This is a genomic window from Streptomyces sp. NPDC057854 (assembly GCF_042797055.1).
GTDB lineage: Bacteria > Actinomycetota > Actinomycetes > Streptomycetales > Streptomycetaceae > Streptomyces.
In genome coordinates this window covers 112,332-129,350 of sequence record NZ_JBHVMF010000017.1, presented here as the reverse complement: position 1 = coordinate 129,350, position 17,019 = coordinate 112,332, and the positions used below count along the sequence as shown (strand labels likewise).

Sequence of the window (17,019 nt, the reverse complement as noted above, 5' to 3'; positions counted from 1 at the left end):
TCTCCGTCGCGGGGTGCGCGCGCTCAGGCGGCGGTCGGCGCGACGGCGGTGCGCCCGAGCAACTCCGTGACGTAGGTGGCGAGATGACCGGCCACGTCGACGCCGTGCTGGGCGGAGGAGCGGGCGAATTCGGGGTTGGCGTTGACTTCGAGCACCAGCAGTTCCCCGGTGGTGCGGTCCTCGACGAGGTCGACCCCGTAGAAGCCGTCGCCGAGGGCGTCGACGACCTGGGCGCAGAGCTTCTCGATCTCCGGTGTGATCTCGGTGCGGCGGACCTCCGCGCCGAGGTGGGTGTTGGTGCGGAAATCGGGCGAGACCCGCTGGATCGCGACGACCGGGGTGCGACCGACGACGACCACGCGCAGGTCGTGGCCGGGCTTGTCGATGTACTGCTGGACGACGACCGGGAACAGCTTCCCGGCGGCGTCGGTGGACTCGCGCCCGCCGACCCAGGCGTCGACGCACTCGGGGTTGACCATCCGGGTGACGCCGCGGCCCCAGGAGCCGCTGACGGGCTTGACGACGGTCGGCAGCCCCATCCGCGCGACGGTCTCGCGGACCTGGTCGTAGCTGAAGGCGTGCAGGGTGTGCGGGTGCGGGATGCCGTGCCGGGCGAAGGTGAGGGCCTGGAGGCCCTTGTCGTTGCAGGTCTCGATGGTGGCGGCGCGGTTGAGGGTGGCGACGCCGCGGTGTTCGAGCCGGCGGGAGACGCTGACGGCGTCCTGGTGGGAGAGGTTCCTGATGAGGGCGAGGCCGGGCGGGCGCGTGTCGCCCGCCACCACCCCCGCGAGGTCTTCCCGGAGCAGCGGAGCCGCCTTCAGTCCCTTGGCCCGCAGGGCCTGGAGAAGGAGCTTCTCGTCCGGCCTCAGCATGGTCGCCGAGACGAGGACCTCTGCGTCCTGGTTCACTCGCCCCAGTCCTCCTCGACCTCGGGCGCGAGGTCCAGGCGGACCAGGTCACCGGTCTTCTCCAGGACCTCGTGCTCCTGCCCGCAGGCAGTGCATTCGGTGATCTCGCCCTTTTCCCAGTCGGCCTGCACCTCGAATTCCGAGTCGCATACCAGGCACGTGGGCGCGGCAATGGCGGTGGTCATTGTGGAGACTCCTTACGAAAATCGGCATGGCGGTGCTGTCCGCGCATTACCGATCGGTGAGATATCCGCCGGAATTTCCGGCGGAGGTGATGTCGGTGTCGTCCCGGACGGAGGTCGCGGCGACGGGGCGACCGATCAGCCCCAGCCGTGGTCGTCCTGGGCGCCGGCCAGGACGGTCACGGTGTCCGCGGCCGTCGTGGCGGCGAGGACACCGCGCTCCGTGTCGCCCTGAGCGGCGAAGACGCCGGTCGCCGCCACGACGGCGAAAGCGGCGACGGCGAAAGCCTTCATGGCGTTCAGGAAAACACTGCTCTTCATTTCCGGTTCCCCCCGGTTCTTCGGTCCACCAGCCGCTGCTGGTTTCTTCATGAAGAGCATGCCCCGGGGCGGCGCTTGCGTGAAGCGATCACAGGCTTCAGGATCAGGCGTTGCAGAAACATGAGGGGGGACAAGCAATGTGCTCCATAGCCGACAAGCCGGACAAGCCGGCGGGCGGACCTGACATACTCGACGGGCCCGGCGGGAATGCGGCCGTTCCGCCGCTCCACACCAGCGTCTGTCCCGAGGGTCTCGCCTATTACGAGGCGGCGCTCACGACCGGTTCCGCCCAGGGCGAGCCGCCCGCCTGCCTGGCGGCGCTGGGGCTGCTGGCGCCCGCGGCCGACGCCCCGGACACGCTCGTCCCCGTGCCCCCCGACGTCGCCGCCGCGGCCCTGGCCCACCCCGTGGAGCGGGCCATCATGGAGCAGCAGCAGGCCCTGAACGCCATGCGGACCGCGATGTCCCGGGTCGAGAGCGTCTACCGCAGCACCCGCCGCGACACGTCCGTCGCCATCCAGCGGCTGTACGGGCCCGCGGTCATCAGCGCCGCGCTGGAGGAGGCCGCGCAGTCCTGCACGACCGAGTCCCTGACCGCGCACCCCGGCGGCGGGCGGCCCGCGGAGATCCTGGCCGAGGCGCTGCCCCGGGCGCTGGAGGCGCGCGACCGCGGCGTCGCCCAGCGCACGCTGTACCAGCACACCGTGCGGGCCCACGGCCCCACGCTCGACTACATCCGGCGCGTCACCGAGGTCGGCGTCGAGGTGCGCACCATCGACGAGGTCTTCGAGCGGCTGATCATCTACGACCGTTCCGTGGCGTTCATCCCCGACAACCAGGGCGCCCGCCACCTGTCCGCCATCATGATCCGGGACCCCGGGATCGTGCACTACCTGGCGTCGGTTTTAGAACACGCATGGGAGCGGGCGGAGCCGGTCACGTACCGCTCGGACCACCAGAGGCCCGAACTCCTCACCGAGGCCACGCGGTTGAACGTGCTGCGGCTCATGGTCGACGGCTACACGGACGCGGCCATCGCCAGCCGTCTCGGCATGAGCCCGCGGACGGTCGCCGCGCACATGAAGAAGGCGTCGGACCTGCTCGGCAGCAACAGCCGCGCCCAGCTCGCGTACCTCATCGCCCAGGCGGGTCTGCTGGATCCGGCGGGGCCGCGCGACCGGGCGCCGGACGGGACGTGACGGGCGTCACCCTTCCGGCGGGCGTCCCGCTGTCACGTACGGGCCTCCTGTCCAACCTCCGCTGGTGACGACACCAGGAGGTTGACCATGAGGATCCTGCTCGCCGGCGCGACCGGCGCCATCGGCCGTCCGCTGACCCGGGCCCTGGTCCGGGAGGGGCACGAGGTGCTGGCCCTGGCCCGTTCCGACGCCTCGGCCGGGGCGGTACGGGCCCTGGGCGGGACGCCCGTCCGCGCGGACGCGCTCGACCGGGAGGGCCTGCTGCGGGCCCTGGACGGGCTGTCCGCCGACGCGGTCGTCCACCAGCTGACCGCGCTCGGCTCGCCGAAGCTGCGGCTCACCGAGGACGACCCGAGCAACGTGCTCCGCGTCCGCGGCACCGACCACCTGCTGGAGGCGGCGGGCGTGCTGGGTGCGGGCCGGTTCGTCACCCAGTCGCTGGTCCTGGGGTACGGCTACCGCGACCACGGGCCCCGGCCGGTCACCGAGGACGATCCGTTCGGCGTCCGGAACGGCACCGTCGCCGACCACGTGATCACGGGCCTCGTCGAGGCGGAGGGCCGGCTGTTCGCCGCCGGCCACGTGGCCGGCACGGCGCTGCGGTACGGCGTCTTCTACGGCCCCGGCACCTGGTTCGACCCGGCGCCCGGCAGCCGCCCGTTCCCGGTGCCGCGGGGCGGCGGCGGCACCATGTCGTGGATCCACGTCGAGGACGCGGCGGAGGCGACGGTCGCCGCGCTGGAGCGGGGCGGCGCGGGCGAGGCGTACAACATCGTCGACGACCGCCCGTCGACCTGGGGCGAGCTGGCCGCCGCCCGCGGCTCCCGGCTGCGGGTCCCCGGCCGGCTGCTCCGCCTCGCCGTCCCCTACCTGGGCGCCCTCATGCTCGACACGCAGCTGCGGGTCTCGCACGCGAAGGCCACCCGCGACCTCGGCTGGACGCCCCGGTACGGCGACCACCGGGCCGGGATGCGGGCGGTCAGGCCGTCGCCCTCGCGATGAGCGCCTCGATGCGGGCCTCGACCTCGGGGGTGAGGGCGGCGAGGGCGAAGGCCGTGGGCCACATGTCGCCGTCGTCGAGGGTGGCGGAGTCGTTGAAGCCGAGCGTGGCGTAGCGGGCCTTGAACTTGGCGGCGCTCTGGAAGAAGAGCACGACCTTGCCGTCCTTGGCGTAGGCCGGCATGCCGTACCAGGTCTTCGGGGTCAGGCCGGGCGCGACCTTCTTGACCAGGGCGTGGACGCCCTCGGCGAGGACCCGGTCCGCGTCGGGCATCTCGGCGACCTTGGTGAGGAGGTCGGCCTCGCCGTCGGCGGCCTTGCCGCGCGAGGAGCGGGCCTTGGTGGCCTTCAGCTCCTTGGCGCGCTCCTTCATCGCCTCCCGCTCGTCCTCGGTGAAGCCGTCGTAGGACGCGGTGGCCTTGCCGGAGGCGGTCGCCGCGGTCTTGGCGGTGGTGCGGGTGGAGGCGGTGGTCTTGCCGGCCATGCTGGTTCCCCTCGTCGCTGGCTGAGCTGCTGAGCTGGTCGGGCTGGGCTTTCGCGGTGTGATTCCAGGCTAGGTTCCGGGTCCCCCCGGTGCTTCTCCGAAACTGACCGGCGGCCTCAGGAGAGCCGGACGCCGTCCCTCAGGGTGCGGTGGTCATGCGGTTCTCCCCCGGGTGGTGCGGAGTGCGGTGACGAAGGCGTGCGGGCTCAGGCCGTACGCCTGGGTGAAGGCGCGGTGCAGCGTCCCGGCGGGCAGGCCGGCCGTCCGGGCCAGGGCCGGGACGTCCAGCGGCCGGGCGTACTCGCGGTCGATGCGGTCACGGACCCGGCGCAGCGTCCGCAGCCCCTGGAGCCGTACCGCCTCCGTGCGGGCCGCGGCCCATGCGGGCTGGCACATGTCGGTCCCCCCCTGGGATTCAGCGCAGTTCCTGGATGCGGATGAGGTTGCCGGCCGGGTCGCGGAAGGCGCAGTCGCGGACGCCGTACGGCTGCTCGGTCGGCTCCTGCACGACCTCGGTGTCCCCGGCGGAGACCTTCTCGAAGGCGGCGTCGAGGTCGGGCGTCGCCAGCAGGATCCAGCCGTACGTGCCCTTCGCCATCATCTCGGCGATGGTGCGGCGCTCGTCCTCGGTGATCCCCGGGTCGACGGCCGGCGGGGCGAGCAGGATCGACGTGCCGGGCTGCCCGGCGGGTCCGACGGTGATCCAGCGCATCCGGCCCTGGCCGACGTCGCTGCGGACCTCGAAGCCGAGGACGTCGCGGAAGAAGGCGAGGGAGGCGTCGGGGTCCTCGTGCGGGAGGACGGTGGTGTGGATGGTGATGTCCATGACGATCACGCTAGCGGCGCCGCCCCCGCCGCGCTTCTCGGATCCTGACCTCTGTTGATCTTCACCGAGGGACGCGGGAGACCGGGGCGGGGTCCTTCACGGCGTACGAGCGCCGCTGACGCCCGGGGGCGGGGTCTCGCCGGTCCGCGGTTCCTCCGGGCCGGCCAGGAAGTCCGTCACCGCCAGAGCGAAGAGCAGCGCGAGGGCGAGGCCGACGACCACCCAGCCGGTCGGGTGCGGCCACAGGACGAAGGCCAGCGCGGCGCCCGCCACCAGGATCACCGTGATCCACCGGTGGAAGCGGCGCGCGAACGGGCCGACCGGGCCCAGCCGCAGCCCCGCCCGGTCCGCCGTCGCGCGGGTCGCGCCCACGCCCGAGCGCCACAGGCCGCGCACCAGGACGGCCGGGCGGCTCGGCCCGGACAGCCAGGCGGCCAGCGCCACGAGCGCGCCGAGGACGGCGACGACCCGGACCGAGGTGCGCAGGAAGCGGACCAGCGTGTCGTAGACCGCGCCGGCCGCCGCCGGGGAGACCGACGACGGCAGGGCGTCGAGGTAGACGGTACGGAAGACGGTCAGGGCGATCCCGAGGACGACCGCCGCCACCGCCAGGCCCAGGGCCCCGGCGACCAGCGCCCGCCGGCGGCGCACCGCGAGCAGCACCCCGCCGGCCACGCAGAGCACGGAGATCACCGGCAGCCACGCGCCCATGGCCTGGAGCAGCGCGAAGCCGGTCTTCGCCTTCCCGATGTCGTCGGAGCGCAGCACGGTGAAGTCGGTGTGCACCTCGGGGACCTTCGCGGCGGCCGTGAGGCCGGCGTCGACGAGACGTTCCTTCACCCGCTCCACGACCGGCGCCAGGTCGACGGTGACCGCGTCCGTCTCGATCTTCACGGCCCCGTCCGGGTCACCGGTGAGGGCCCGGTCGAGGGAGGTGTGGACGGCGCGGTTGGCGTCGGTCCAGATCGTCTCGAAGGCCGGGGAGGCGACGACGTCCCCGGCGCGGTCGCGGACGAAGCCGGCGACCGCGCCCTCCAGCGAGCCGCCGAGCTTCCCGAGGGCCTTCTCCACCAGGGGCCGCTCGTCGGGGGCGACGCCTTCGAGGAGCGCCGGCAGGTCGACGTGGGCCGTCACGGCCGTGGTGACCCGGTCCGCGACGGCCGCCTGCACGTCCGGGTCGGCGGCGAGCGGCCGCACCGTCCGCACGTACCGGTCGGTGTCGCCGATCAGGTCCGAGGTCCAGACGGCGACCAGGGCGAGCGGCACGAGGAGGCAGCCGAGGACGACCAGCAGCCCGGAGAGGAAGGAGCGCCCGCGGTGGCGCTCCCGGCGCGGCGCCGCGGGTGCGGCGCCGGACTCCAGCGCGGCCACCCGGGCGCGCAGCCGGGTGAGTTCGTCGTCGGCGCCGCCGTCTGGTGCTCCCATGGGGCCACTGTGGGGGCGGGGCGGGGTCCCGGCGCCCCGGGTGGGGCCGGACGGGTGACGCCGGGCGTCCCGTCGGCGATCATGCGGGCATGACTTCTCTGCCGATCTGCGCCGTGCTCGACGACTACCAGGGCGCCGCCCTCGCCTCCGCCGACTGGAGCCCGCTGCGCGGGCGGGTGGAGGTGCGGGTGCTGCGCGAGCACCTGACGGACCGGGACGCGCTGGCCGCCGCCGTCGGCGACTGCGAGATCCTGGTCGTGATGCGGGAGCGGACGCCGCTCGACGCCGCCCTGCTCGACCGGCTGCCCCGGCTGCGGCTGGTCGTCACCTCCGGGATGCGGAACGCCTCGATCGACCTGGCCGCCTGCCGGGAGCGCGGGATCACCGTCTGCGGCACGGCCAGCGGCTCCGAGCCGCCCGCCGAGCTGACCTGGGCGCTGATCCTGGGCCTGGTCCGGCACGTGACGACGGAGGCGCGGGCGCTGCGCGAGGGCGGGCCGTGGCAGTCGACGGTCGGCGGCGACCTGGCGGGCCGCACGCTGGGGCTGCTGGGCCTGGGGAAGATCGGCGGGCGGGTCGCCGCCGTCGGCCGCGCCTTCGGCATGGACGTGCTGGCGTGGAGCCCGAACCTGACGGAGGAGCGGGTCGCCGCGCACGGGGAGGGCGTGCGGCTGGCGAAGAGCAAGGAGGAGCTGTTCGCGGGGAGCGACGTGGTCTCGCTGCACCTGGTGCTGTCCGACCGCACCCGCGGCGTCGTCGGCGAGCCGGAGCTGCGGGCGATGCGGCCGGGGGCGTACCTGGTGAACACCTCGCGGGCGGGGCTGGTGGACCAGGAGGCGCTGCTGCGGGCGCTGCGCGAGCGGTGGTTCGCGGGCGCGGGGCTCGACGTGTACGAGACGGAGCCGCTGCCGGCCGGCGACCCGCTGCGCACCCTCCCGAACGTGCTGGCCCTCCCCCACCTCGGGTACGTCTCCGAGGCGAACTACGCCCGCTACTTCGGGCAGGCGGTGGAGGACGTGGAGGCGTACCTGGCGGGGGCGCCGGTCCGCGTCCTCTCGTGATCCGGGAGAGCGCGCTCTAGTCGAGGACGGTACGGGCGAGGGCGAGGAACTCCTCGTCGGTGAGGCCCTGTTCGCGGGCCTCGGCGGCGGCCTCGCGGAGCCGGGTGACGAGCCGCGCGCGGTCGGGGGCGGCGGCGCCGGGGACGACGATGGCGCCGCGGCCCCGCCGGAGCTCGATCAGGCCCTCGTCGCGGAGCCGCTGGTAGCCGCGCAGGACGGTGTGGACGTTGACGCCGAGGGAGTCGGCGAGCTCGCGGGCGGCGGGGAGCCGTTCGCCGGGGGCGGCGGTGCCGTCGGCGAGGGCGCCGCGGACGCAGGCGGCGATCTGGTCGCCGAGCGGGACGGCGGAGGCGGGGTCGACACGGAAGAGCACGGTCAGAGCCTTCCACGGCGTTCGGTGAGGGTGTTGAGGAGGGCGGCGGCGGTCCGGGCGTCGGGCACGGTGACGGCGACCTCGCGGCCGTCGCCGCGCCGGACGACCAGGGCCTCGCCGGAGCGGAGGATCACGCCGGTGCGGCGGGCGCGGACCCGGTAGCCCCAGCCGCCGAACTCGCCGAGGGCGGCGACGTCGCGCGCGTCGGCGCCGGTGACGTCGGCGAGCGGCACGTGCAGGCGGGGGCGGGGGGTGAGCGTCGAGCGGACGGTGAGGCCGTGGCGGTCGACGGTGACGCGGACCCGGGCGAGCGCGATGCCGGGGACGGCGACGAGGACGGCGAGCGGCAGCACCGGCCAGGGCCCGAAGAGGGCGGCGACGGCCCCGGCGGCGAGCACCAGCAGGCCGAGGGCGGTGAGCGGGGCGGACGCGGTGGTGCGGGACCAGCCGGCGAGTTCGCCGTCGGCGAGGTCGAGCCGGGGTGCGTCCGGGCCGGGGCCGTCGCCGCCGGCGGCGGTGTCGTCCGGCGGGACGAGGCGGGACAGGGCGTGTCCGGCGAGGGCGCAGACGGCGCCGGCGGCGAGCGCGACGGCCACGTTCGACAGCGGGGAGCGGACGCCGGCGGCGTCGGCGGCGTCGAGGTTGTCCCGTACGAGGAGGCAGAGCAGCGTCCCGAGCAGGCCCGCCGTCAGCCAGGCGCCCCACAGCGCGCCGCGCCGCGCGAGCGCGGTCCAGCCGGCGCCGAGGGCGAGCAGGAGCGCGCTGCCGGCGGCGGCGAAGGCGGTCCGGCCGGTGAAGCCGTCGGCGTCGCCGCCGGGGCCGAAGTGGGTGGCGAGCGGGTCGGGCAGCCGGTCCGCGTGGAGGACGAGGAGCAGCAGGTACGCGGCGGTGGCGAGCAGGAACGGGAGCGCGGCGAAGGCGCGGAGGCGGAGCGGGACGCGGAGCGCGGAGGCGCGTGGAGCGGTGGACATGGACCCTCCCCTGAGTCGCGGACTACTTGTTCGCACTCTACTAGAACAAGTCGGTTTACGGGGAGGGCCGGCCACCCCCACCCTCCGGATGCGGGCCCGGGGAGCCGGTTGTTGAATGGGGCAAATCAGTGACATATCCGGACGTTTGTCACCGAAAAAGGGGAGAGACTTCATGCGCCGTCGGTCCGCCGCCGCCCTCACCGCCCTCGCCGGCCTCACCGCCGTCCTCGCCACCGGCTGCGGCAGCGACGACGAGCCGGACCCGATGCGGAACCAGCAGTGGGCGCTGAACGCCCTGAAGCTCCCCGACGCCTGGTCCACCGCCCGGGGCGACGACACGGTGATCGCCGTCGTCGACACCGGCGTCGACCCCGGCCACCCCGACCTCGAGGGGCGGCTCGTGGACGGTTACGACTTCGTGGACGGCGACGACGACCCGAAGGACCTCAACGGCCACGGCACTCACGTGTCCGGCATCGCCGCCGCGCACACCGACAACGGCGTCGGGATCGCGGGCGGCGCGCCCGGCGCGAAGATCATGCCGGTCCGGGTGCTGGGCGCCGACGGCAGCGGCAGCGACGCGAACATCACCAAGGGGATCGTCTGGGCCGCCCAGCACGGCGCCGACGTCATCAACCTGTCCCTCGGCGAGTCCGGCCTGATGGCCCGGCTGCTCAAGGGCGGCGTCCTCAACGAGGCGATCTCGGTGGCGAACGGCAAGGGGGCGGTGGTGATCGCCGCCGCCGGCAACGACGCGACCCTGCTCCAGCCGTACGAGCTGGAGACCCCGGTCCTCGTCGTGAACGCCGCCGACGCCGAGGGGCGGCCGGCCACCTTCACCAACTTCGGGGCGCGGAACGCGGTGGCGGCGCCCGGCGTGGACATCCTCTCCACGCTGCCGACCTACACGTCCAGGGAGACCCTGAAGAACACCACGGGGTACGGCAAGCTCTCCGGCACCTCGATGGCCTCCCCGTACGTCGCCGCCGTGGCCGCCGCGCTCCACCAGCAGGGGCTGAACCCCGAGGAGATCATGCGGACCATCCGCGACACGGCGAAGAACCCGTCGCAGAACCCCAAGCTGGGCCTCGGCAACGTGGACGCGGCCGCCGCCGTGAAGGCGGCGGCCGACCAGAACTGACCCGTGCCCTGAGCGGAACTGACCCGGGTCCTGAGCGGAACCGACCCCGGCTCAGCCCTCCAGGACCGCCCGCAGCGTCTTCGCGAACTCCTCCGGCGCGCCCTGCTGCCCGAACTCCCCGCCCAGGAAGCCCGCGTGGTGGCTGGGGAAGACGGCGAGCGGGGTGCCGAGGCGGTCGGCGAGCGCGGCGGCGGCGCGGGCCGCGAGCTGCCCCCGGGACTCCTCGCCCGCGGCGGGCACGATCCGGGTGCCGGCCGCCCTCAGCGCCTCCACGTCGGGGGCGTACGAGGTGCACAGGCGCAGGTTCCGGCCGAGCAGCGGGTCGTCGCGGCGCCCGTCGTCCTCGGCCGGCAGGCCGAAGGTCTCCGGCGGCGGCACCGGAAGCCCGGCCCAGTCCGCCGGGACCGGCCCCTCGTGGCTGGTGAGCGCGATGAACTTCGCCATGCCGGCGCCCCAGCCGTCCCGCTGGTAGACGGCGTGCACGTCCGCGCAGGCGGCCAGCGCCTCGGCGCCGTCCGGGACGATCCCGGCGGCGGGCGGCTCGTGGGCGACGAGGGTGTGCACCAGACCGGGGCGGCGGGCGACCAGGGCGAGGGCGTTGACGGCGCCGCCGCTGCTCGCGAAGACGTCCACCGGGCCGGCGGCCAGGTCCTCGATCACCCGGGCCAGGTCGTCGGCGTGCTCCTCCGGCCGGATCTCGACCGGCCCGCCGTCGGCGGTCTCGCTGCGGCCGGTGCCCCGGGGGTCGTACGTGACGACGGTCCGGTCCGTGAAGTGCGAGGCCAGCGTGGTGAATCCGGTCGCGTCCATCGGGGAGCCGACGAGCAGCAGCGGACGCGGGTCCGTGCCGGTGCCGGGGCGGACGTCGTAGCGCAGGGTCGCGCCGTCGGTCTCCAGGGTGCGGGTGGTGGGCTCGGCCATCGTTCTCTCCTCCGTGCGGTGCGCTCGCAGGGGTAGACGGCGGCCGGGCCGGAAACTCATCGCCCGGCCCGGGTGCTCCCTACTCCTCGCCGCACTCGTGGGCGGACGGGTCGACCACCACGCGGTCGAGCAGGCCCCGCAGCAGGGTGCGCTCCGCCTCCGTGAGGTCGGCGAAGAGCTCGCGCTCGGCCTCGCTGACGGCCTGGTCGATGCGCTCCAGGACGGCCGCGCCGGCCGGGGTGATCTCGACGATGTGCCGGCGCCGGTCGGCCGGGTCGCGGCGCCGCTCGGCCAGCCCCTCGGCCTCCAACTCGTTCAGCACGGCGACCAGTTGGCTGGGGTCGATCTCCATCGCGGCGGCGAGGTCGCGCTGGCTCATGGGCGCGGGGGCGAGCTGCATCAGGGTCATCGCGTTGCGCGGATGCAGCCCCTCGACGCCCAGGGCGGAGCGGATGCGCGCGCCGGTGAGCTCTCCGCGGAAGGAGAGGAGGAAACCGAGCCGGTCGGTCGGGAGGGCTGCCATGCCGTCCACCGTAACAACAAGGTGATTGTGGAGCGAGAAAAATCGTTGATACTCTTCAATGGTTTCCGTTCACGGATCATTGGAGCGTCCCCATGTTCATCGCCTATGCCGTCCTCGCCGGCCTGCTCGCCCTCGCCATGACCGGTTCCGCCGTCGCGACCTTCACCCGCAACCCGGCGGTGGCGGGGAACATGACGAAGCTCGGGGTGCCGGACACGTGGCTGCCGTGGCTGGGCACGGCGAAGGTGGCGGGCGCGCTCGGCCTGCTCGTCGGCCTGGTGGTCCCGGTCCTCGGCGAGGCCGCCGCGATCGGCCTGGTCCTCTACTTCATCGGCGCCCTCGTCACCCACGTGCGGGCGAAGGACTACGCGCTGGCACCGGTCGTCGTCCTCACCGTGCTCCCGGCGGTCGCGCTGGTGTTGCGCATAGCCAGCGCCTGACGCTCACTCGATACGATACGTTTCGTCTCGCCACCGCGGCGGACGGCGGCCCGACCGCTCCGGGCCGCTCCGCCGGGCCGCGGCTCCGCCCACCGACCCCCGTCCGGTCGGCGAAGCCCGCGGCCAGGGGACCCCTAGGCGCCCGCGTCCTCCGCGGCACCCTGGTCTTCGAGGTCGCCCTCCGTCTCCAGGAACACCTGGCGCAGCGCGGCCAGCGTCTCCGGGTCCGGCTTCTCCCACATGCCGCGCGACTCCGCCTCCAGCAGGCGCTCCGCGATGCCGTGCAGAGCCCAGGGGTTGGCCTCCTTGAGGAACGCCTGGTTCGTCTCGTCGAGGACGTACTCCTGCGTCAGCCTGTCGTACATCCAGTCGGCGACGACACCCGTCGTGGCGTCGTAACCGAAGAGGTAGTCGACCGTCGCGGCCAGCTCGAACGCGCCCTTGTAGCCGTGGCGGCGCATCGCCTCGATCCAGCGCGGGTTCACCACCCGGGCCCGGAACACCCGGGACGTCTCCTCCACCAGCGTCCGGGTGCGGACCGTCTCCGGGCGGGTCGAGTCGCCGATGTACGCCTCGGGAGCGGTGCCCCGCAGCGCGCGGACGGTCGCCACCATGCCGCCGTGGTACTGGAAGTAGTCGTCCGAGTCCGCGATGTCGTGCTCACGGGTGTCCGTGTTCTTCGCCGCGACCGCGATCCGCTTGTACGCGGTCTCCATCTCGGCGCGCGCCGGCCGGCCGTCGAGCCCGCGCCCGTACGCGTACCCGCCCCACACCGTGTACACCTCGGCCAGGTCGGCGTCGGTGCGCCAGTCCCGCGAGTCGATCAGCTGGAGGATGCCCGCGCCGTACGTGCCCGGGCGGGAGCCGAAGATGCGGGTGGTGGCGCGGCGCTCGTCGCCGTGCTCGGCGAGGTCGGCCTGGGCGTGCGCCCGCACGTAGTTGTCCGCCGCGGGCTCGTCGAGCCCCGCGACCAGCCGGACGGCGTCGTCGAGGAGGCCGATGACGTGCGGGAACGCGTCCCGGAAGAAGCCCGAGATGCGCAGCGTCACGTCGACGCGCGGGCGGCCCAGCTCGGCGAGCGGGATCGGCTCCAGGCCCTTCACCCGGCGCGACGCCTCGTCCCACAGCGGCCGGACGCCCAGCAGCGCCAGCGCCTCGGCGACGTCGTCGCCGGCGGTCCGCATCGCGCTCGTCCCCCACAGGGAGAGGCCGACGGAGGTCGGCCACGCACCGTTGTCGGTGCGGTAGCGCTCCAGCAGCGAGTCGGCGAGCGCCTGCCCGGTCTCCCAGGCGAGCCGCGACGGCACGGCCTTCGGGTCGACCGAGTAGAAGTTCCGGCCCGTCGGCAGCACGTTGACCAGGCCCCGCAGCGGCGAGCCGGACGGGCCGGCCGGCACGAAGCCGCCGTTCAGGGCGTGCACCGCGTGCGTCAGCTCGTCGGTGGTGGCCGCCAGCCGCGGCACGACCTGGTCGCAGGCGAACCGGAGGACCGCGGCGACCTCGGGGCCGTGCCCCGCCGCCACCGTCGCGACCGCGTCCGCGTCCCAGTCCGCGGCCTCCATCGCCTCGACCAGCTCGCGGGCCTTCGCCTCCGCCTCGTCGGCGGTGGTCCGGGTGGCCGCCGACTCGTCCAGGCCCAGCGCCTCCCGCAGACCGGGCAGCGCCTGCGTACCGCCCCAGATCTGCCGGGCGCGGAGGATGGACAGCACCAGGTTGACCCGCTCCGGGCCGGTCGGCGCGCCGCCGAGGACGTGCAGGCCGTCACGGATCTGCGCGTCCTTCACCTCGCACAGCCAGCCGTCGACGTGCAGCAGGAAGTCGTCGAAGCCGTCGTCCTCCGGGCGCTCCTGGAGACCGAGGTCGTGGTCGAGCTTGGCGGCCTGGATGAGGGTCCAGATCTGCGCGCGGATCGCCGGGAGCTTCGCCGGGTCCATCGAGGAGATCTGCGCGTACTCGTCGAGCAGCTGCTCCAGGCGCGCGATGTCGCCGTACGAGTCGGCGCGGGCCATCGGCGGCACCAGGTGGTCGACGAGCGTGGCGTGCGCCCGGCGCTTGGCCTGGGTGCCCTCGCCCGGGTCGTTGACCAGGAACGGGTAGACGAGCGGCAGGTCGCCGAGAGCCGCGTCCGGGCCGCAGGCGGCGGACAGGCCGGCGTTCTTGCCGGGCAGCCACTCCAGGTTGCCGTGCTTGCCCAGGTGGACCATCGCGTCGGCGCCGAAGCCGCCGTCCTCCGCGCGGGCCGCGATCCAGCGGTAGGCGGCCAGGTAGTGGTGCGACGGCGGCAGGTCCGGGTCGTGGTAGATCGCGATCGGGTTCTCGCCGAAGCCGCGCGGCGGCTGGATGAGGATCAGCAGGTTCCCGCGCCGCAGCGCCGCCAGGACGATGTCGCCCTCCGGGTTCCGCGACCGGTCCAGGAACATCTCGCCGGGCGCCGGACCCCAGTGCTCCTCCACCTGCTCGCGCAGCTCGGCCGGCAGCCCGGCGTACCAGCGCCGGTAGTCGGCGGCCGGGATGCGGACCGGGTTGCGCGCCAGCTGCTCCTCGGTGAGCCAGTCCTGGTCGTGGCCGCCGGCCTCGATGAGGGCGCGGATCAGCTCGTCGCCGTCGCCGGACACCAGGCCCGGCAGCTCCTCGGCCGGCCCGAAGTCGTACCCCTCGGCGATCAACCGGCGCAGCAGGGCGACGGCGGAGGCCGGAGTGTCCAGGCCGACGGCGTTGCCGATGCGGGAGTGCTTCGTCGGGTACGCGGAGAGGACCAGCGCCAGCTTCTTCTCGGCGTTCGGGATGTGCCGCAGCCGCGCGTGCCGGACCGCGATGCCGGCGACGCGGGCGGCGCGCTCCGGGTCGGCGACGTAGGCGGGCAGGCCGTCGGCGTCGATCTCCTTGAACGAGAACGGCACGGTGATGAGACGGCCGTCGAACTCGGGGACGGCGACCTGGCTCGCCGCGTCCAGCGGCGACAGGCCCTCGTCGTTCTCGTCCCAGGCGGCGCGCGAACCGGTCAGGCAGAGCGCCTGGAGCACCGGCACGTCGAGCGCGGCGAGCGCCCCCGCGTCCCACGCCTCCTCGTCCCCGCCCGCCTGCGCGGCGGCCGGCTTGGTGCCGCCGGCGGCCAGGACGGTGGTGACGATCGCGTCGGCGCGGCGCAGCTCCGCCAGCAGCTCCTCCTCGGGCGCCCGCAGCGACGCCACGTACAACGGCAGCGCCCGGCCGCCGGCGTCCTCGATCGCGTCGCAGAGGGCGCCGACGAAGGCGGTGTTCCCGCTCATGTGGTGGGCGCGGTAGTAGAGCACGGCGATCGTCGGGCCGTCGCCGGGGCGCGCGGTCCGCTCCAGCGGGCCCCAGGTGGGGGCGGGCGCCGGGGCCTCGAAGCCGTGGCCGGTGAGCAGGACGGTGTCGGAGAGGAAGCGGGCCAGCTGCTCCAGGTTGGCGGGGCCGCCGTGGGCGAGGTAGGCGTGCGCCTCGGTGGCGACGCCGACCGGCACCGTGGAGGCCGCCATCAGCTGGGCGTCGGGGGCCTGTTCGCCGCTGAGGACGACGACCGGCTTCCCGGTGGCGAGGACCGCGTCGAGGCCCTCCTGCCAGGAGCGGACGCCGCCGAGGAGGCGGACGACGACCAGCTCGGCGCCGTCGAGGAGCGCGGGGAGGTCGGCGAGCGGGAGCCGGGACGGGTTGGCGAAGCGGTACTCCACCGGACCGCCGGCCGCACGGGCGCTGAGCAGGTCGGTGTCGGAGTGCGACAGCAGCAGGAGCATGGCGAGGCTCAGGCCCTTCCTCGGGGTTGTCCGCGCCCCGGGTGGTCGATGGACGGCGGGAGTTCCTGGCTCACCCGTGGGGTACGGGCTCACAGTGGCGGGACCGCGCCGGATTCTCACCGGGCTTCCTCCCCGGGGTCCTGGGACCCCATGCCGATCTGCATAGTAGAGCGTGCCGTCGGCGCGCCGGAGGGCGCCGGAGAGTCGGCCGGATCACACTCGGTGGCCGTCCGGTTCCCCGTGGGTATGCTCGCCGCCATGCCGCCGACCCCGCCCCGCCCGGCCGAACCGGGCGAACCCCGCATACGGGACCGAGGCGACGCGTGCCCCGGGGCGCTCCGGCTGCACGCCGCCGCCGACGGGCACCTCGCCCGACTCCGCCTCCCCGCAGGCCGCCTGACGCATCGTCAGGCCCTGGCGCTGGCGGACGCGGCCGAGACCCTGGGCGACGGCGCCGTCTCCGTCACCTCACGCGGCAACGCCGAGCTGCGCGGCCTGCGCGACGACTGCGGCGCCCGGCTCGCCGCCCTCCTCGGCGACGCGGGCCTGCTGCCCTCCCCCACCCACGAGCGGGTCCGGAACATCGTCGCCTCCCCCGCCGCCGGACTCGACGGACTCGGCCACGCCGACGTGCAGTTGTGGGCCCGCGCCCTCGACGCCGCGCTCTGCGCCGCACCCCGCGCGGCGGCCCTCTCCGGCCGCTTCCTCTTCGTCCTCGACGACGGCCGCGGCGACGTCGCCGGACTCGGCGGCGATGTGACCTTGATCGCAGCACCCGACGGCACCGTCGTCCTCGACACCGGCTCCGGCGCCTTCCGGCTGCCCGGCGCCGAAGCCGCCGCGCCCGCCGCGCTCGCCTGCGCCCTCGCCTTCCTCGACGCCGCCGACACCGCCGCCACCGGCGCCTGGCGCCCCCGCGAACTCCCGCCCGGGCACCTCCCGGACTGGGCCGGCGCCCTGCGCCGCGCGGCGATCACCGCGGAGCCCGTACCCTCTCCCGCCCGGCCGGCCGGACCCCCGCCCGCACCCGGCCCGCTCGGCGACCACGCCGTGCACGTCCTCGCCCCCCTCGGCCGGCTCACCGCCGGGCAACTGCGGGCGCTCGCCGACGGCGCGGCCGAGATCCGGCTGACGCCCTGGCGCGGCGCGGTCGCCGTCGGCCCCACCGCCGGCCGGCTCCCCGCCCTCGCCGCCCTCGGCCTGCTCACCGACCCCGCCGCCCCCGGCACCGGCGTCACCGCCTGCACCGGCCTGCCCGGCTGCGCCAAGTCCCTCGCCGACGTCCGCGCCGACGCCGCCCGCGCCCCCGCCGGACCGCTGCCCGTGCACTACTCCGGCTGCGAGCGCCGCTGCGGACACCCGCACGGCACCTGGGTCGAGGTCACCGCCCGGGACACCGGCACCTATCTGCTGGACGGCGCGCCCGTCCCCCGCACCGCCCTGGCCGCAGCCGTGGCGGCGGCCCGCACGAAACCGATGGAGCACTGAGG

At 74.9% G+C, this 17,019-nt stretch carries 18 protein-coding genes and 1 riboswitch; of the genes, 6 read left to right on the top strand and 12 right to left on the bottom strand.

Going from position 1 to position 17,019, the window contains the following annotated elements; all coding sequences use genetic code 11:
• Window positions 1-23: 23 nt before the first annotated feature.
• The 3 genes from ACFVQZ_RS24200 to ACFVQZ_RS24190 all read right to left on the bottom strand — a co-directional run bounded on the left by ACFVQZ_RS24200 (window position 24) and on the right by ACFVQZ_RS24190 (window position 1,411).
• Window positions 24-908, bottom strand: a complete 885-nt coding sequence (locus ACFVQZ_RS24200; protein ID WP_383625918.1) for a RimK family alpha-L-glutamate ligase — start codon at window positions 906-908, stop codon at window positions 24-26.
• Window positions 905-1,093 carry a lysine biosynthesis protein LysW gene (locus ACFVQZ_RS24195; protein WP_030495929.1) on the bottom strand — a complete coding sequence of 63 codons (189 nt, stop codon included), beginning with the start codon at window positions 1,091-1,093 and terminating at the stop codon, window positions 905-907. The genes ACFVQZ_RS24200 and ACFVQZ_RS24195 overlap by 4 nt, the downstream gene beginning before the upstream one ends.
• A gap of 135 nt (window positions 1,094-1,228) precedes the next feature.
• Window positions 1,229-1,411 (bottom strand): hypothetical protein, encoded by a 183-nt coding sequence (locus ACFVQZ_RS24190; protein WP_321193004.1) that lies wholly within the window; start codon window positions 1,409-1,411, stop codon window positions 1,229-1,231.
• 137 nt (window positions 1,412-1,548) lie between these two features.
• Here ACFVQZ_RS24190 and ACFVQZ_RS24185 point away from each other — a divergent pair, with 137 nt between their 5' ends.
• Together ACFVQZ_RS24185 and ACFVQZ_RS24180 are read left to right on the top strand one after the other, a co-directional pair.
• Window positions 1,549-2,610, top strand: a complete 1,062-nt coding sequence (locus ACFVQZ_RS24185) for a LuxR C-terminal-related transcriptional regulator (RefSeq protein ID WP_383625913.1) — start codon at window positions 1,549-1,551, stop codon at window positions 2,608-2,610.
• A gap of 87 nt (window positions 2,611-2,697) precedes the next feature.
• Window positions 2,698-3,612, top strand: a complete 915-nt coding sequence (locus ACFVQZ_RS24180) for an NAD(P)-dependent oxidoreductase (protein WP_030495931.1) — start codon at window positions 2,698-2,700, stop codon at window positions 3,610-3,612.
• Here ACFVQZ_RS24180 and ACFVQZ_RS24175 read toward each other — a convergent pair.
• The 4 genes from ACFVQZ_RS24175 to ACFVQZ_RS24160 all read right to left on the bottom strand — a co-directional run bounded on the left by ACFVQZ_RS24175 (window position 3,590) and on the right by ACFVQZ_RS24160 (window position 6,344).
• A complete protein-coding gene (locus tag ACFVQZ_RS24175; protein WP_036415458.1) occupies window positions 3,590-4,093 on the bottom strand; it encodes a DUF1801 domain-containing protein in 504 nt (167 codons plus the stop codon). The two genes, ACFVQZ_RS24180 and ACFVQZ_RS24175, sit on opposite strands and share 23 nt — an antisense overlap.
• A 153-nt stretch (window positions 4,094-4,246) precedes the next feature.
• On the bottom strand, window positions 4,247-4,489 hold the full coding sequence (locus tag ACFVQZ_RS24170; RefSeq protein ID WP_383625909.1) for a hypothetical protein: 243 nt from the start codon (window positions 4,487-4,489) through the stop codon (window positions 4,247-4,249).
• Between the two features lie 19 nt (window positions 4,490-4,508).
• Complete coding sequence (locus ACFVQZ_RS24165; protein ID WP_383625905.1) at window positions 4,509-4,919, bottom strand: VOC family protein; 411 nt, start codon at window positions 4,917-4,919, stop codon at window positions 4,509-4,511.
• 96 nt (window positions 4,920-5,015) lie between these two features.
• A complete protein-coding gene (locus ACFVQZ_RS24160; protein ID WP_383625902.1) occupies window positions 5,016-6,344 on the bottom strand; it encodes a hypothetical protein in 1,329 nt (442 codons plus the stop codon).
• Window positions 6,345-6,433: 89 nt separating this feature from the next.
• On the opposite strand from ACFVQZ_RS24160, the gene ACFVQZ_RS24155 reads away from it, so the two are divergent.
• Window positions 6,434-7,405: an NAD(P)-dependent oxidoreductase gene (locus ACFVQZ_RS24155; RefSeq protein ID WP_030495936.1), complete on the top strand. Its 972-nt coding sequence runs from the start codon at window positions 6,434-6,436 to the stop codon at window positions 7,403-7,405.
• A 16-nt stretch (window positions 7,406-7,421) separates the two neighbouring features.
• On the opposite strand, the gene ACFVQZ_RS24150 is transcribed toward ACFVQZ_RS24155, so the two are convergent.
• Both ACFVQZ_RS24150 and ACFVQZ_RS24145 read right to left on the bottom strand, forming a co-directional pair.
• On the bottom strand, window positions 7,422-7,778 hold the full coding sequence (locus ACFVQZ_RS24150) for a GntR family transcriptional regulator (RefSeq protein ID WP_030495937.1): 357 nt from the start codon (window positions 7,776-7,778) through the stop codon (window positions 7,422-7,424).
• 2 nt (window positions 7,779-7,780) lie between these two features.
• Window positions 7,781-8,749 carry a DUF1648 domain-containing protein gene (locus ACFVQZ_RS24145; protein ID WP_383625897.1) on the bottom strand — a complete coding sequence of 323 codons (969 nt, stop codon included), beginning with the start codon at window positions 8,747-8,749 and terminating at the stop codon, window positions 7,781-7,783.
• A gap of 172 nt (window positions 8,750-8,921) precedes the next feature.
• Here ACFVQZ_RS24145 and ACFVQZ_RS24140 point away from each other — a divergent pair, with 172 nt between their 5' ends.
• Window positions 8,922-9,890, top strand: a complete 969-nt coding sequence (locus tag ACFVQZ_RS24140) for a S8 family peptidase (protein WP_383625894.1) — start codon at window positions 8,922-8,924, stop codon at window positions 9,888-9,890.
• A gap of 51 nt (window positions 9,891-9,941) precedes the next feature.
• Here ACFVQZ_RS24140 and ACFVQZ_RS24135 read toward each other — a convergent pair whose 3' ends face one another.
• Together ACFVQZ_RS24135 and ACFVQZ_RS24130 are read right to left on the bottom strand one after the other, a co-directional pair.
• Window positions 9,942-10,811 (bottom strand): alpha/beta fold hydrolase, encoded by an 870-nt coding sequence (locus ACFVQZ_RS24135; protein ID WP_383625891.1) that lies wholly within the window; start codon window positions 10,809-10,811, stop codon window positions 9,942-9,944.
• Between the two features lie 79 nt (window positions 10,812-10,890).
• A complete protein-coding gene (locus ACFVQZ_RS24130) occupies window positions 10,891-11,334 on the bottom strand; it encodes a MarR family winged helix-turn-helix transcriptional regulator (RefSeq protein ID WP_383625888.1) in 444 nt (147 codons plus the stop codon).
• A gap of 92 nt (window positions 11,335-11,426) precedes the next feature.
• Between ACFVQZ_RS24130 and ACFVQZ_RS24125 the strand changes: the two genes are divergently transcribed.
• A complete protein-coding gene (locus tag ACFVQZ_RS24125; protein ID WP_383625884.1) occupies window positions 11,427-11,774 on the top strand; it encodes a DoxX family protein in 348 nt (115 codons plus the stop codon).
• A gap of 134 nt (window positions 11,775-11,908) precedes the next feature.
• Here the strand turns inward: ACFVQZ_RS24125 and cobN are convergent, their stop codons facing one another.
• Window positions 11,909-15,529 carry a cobaltochelatase subunit CobN gene (gene cobN / locus ACFVQZ_RS24120; RefSeq protein ID WP_383625881.1) on the bottom strand — a complete coding sequence of 1,207 codons (3,621 nt, stop codon included), beginning with the start codon at window positions 15,527-15,529 and terminating at the stop codon, window positions 11,909-11,911.
• Window positions 15,530-15,569: 40 nt separating this feature from the next.
• Window positions 15,570-15,696: riboswitch (cobalamin riboswitch) on the bottom strand.
• Between the two features lie 79 nt (window positions 15,697-15,775).
• On the opposite strand from cobN, the gene ACFVQZ_RS24115 reads away from it, so the two are divergent.
• Window positions 15,776-17,017, top strand: a complete 1,242-nt coding sequence (locus ACFVQZ_RS24115) for a cobalamin biosynthesis protein CobG (protein ID WP_383626023.1) — start codon at window positions 15,776-15,778, stop codon at window positions 17,015-17,017.
• Window positions 17,018-17,019 lie beyond the last annotated feature (2 nt).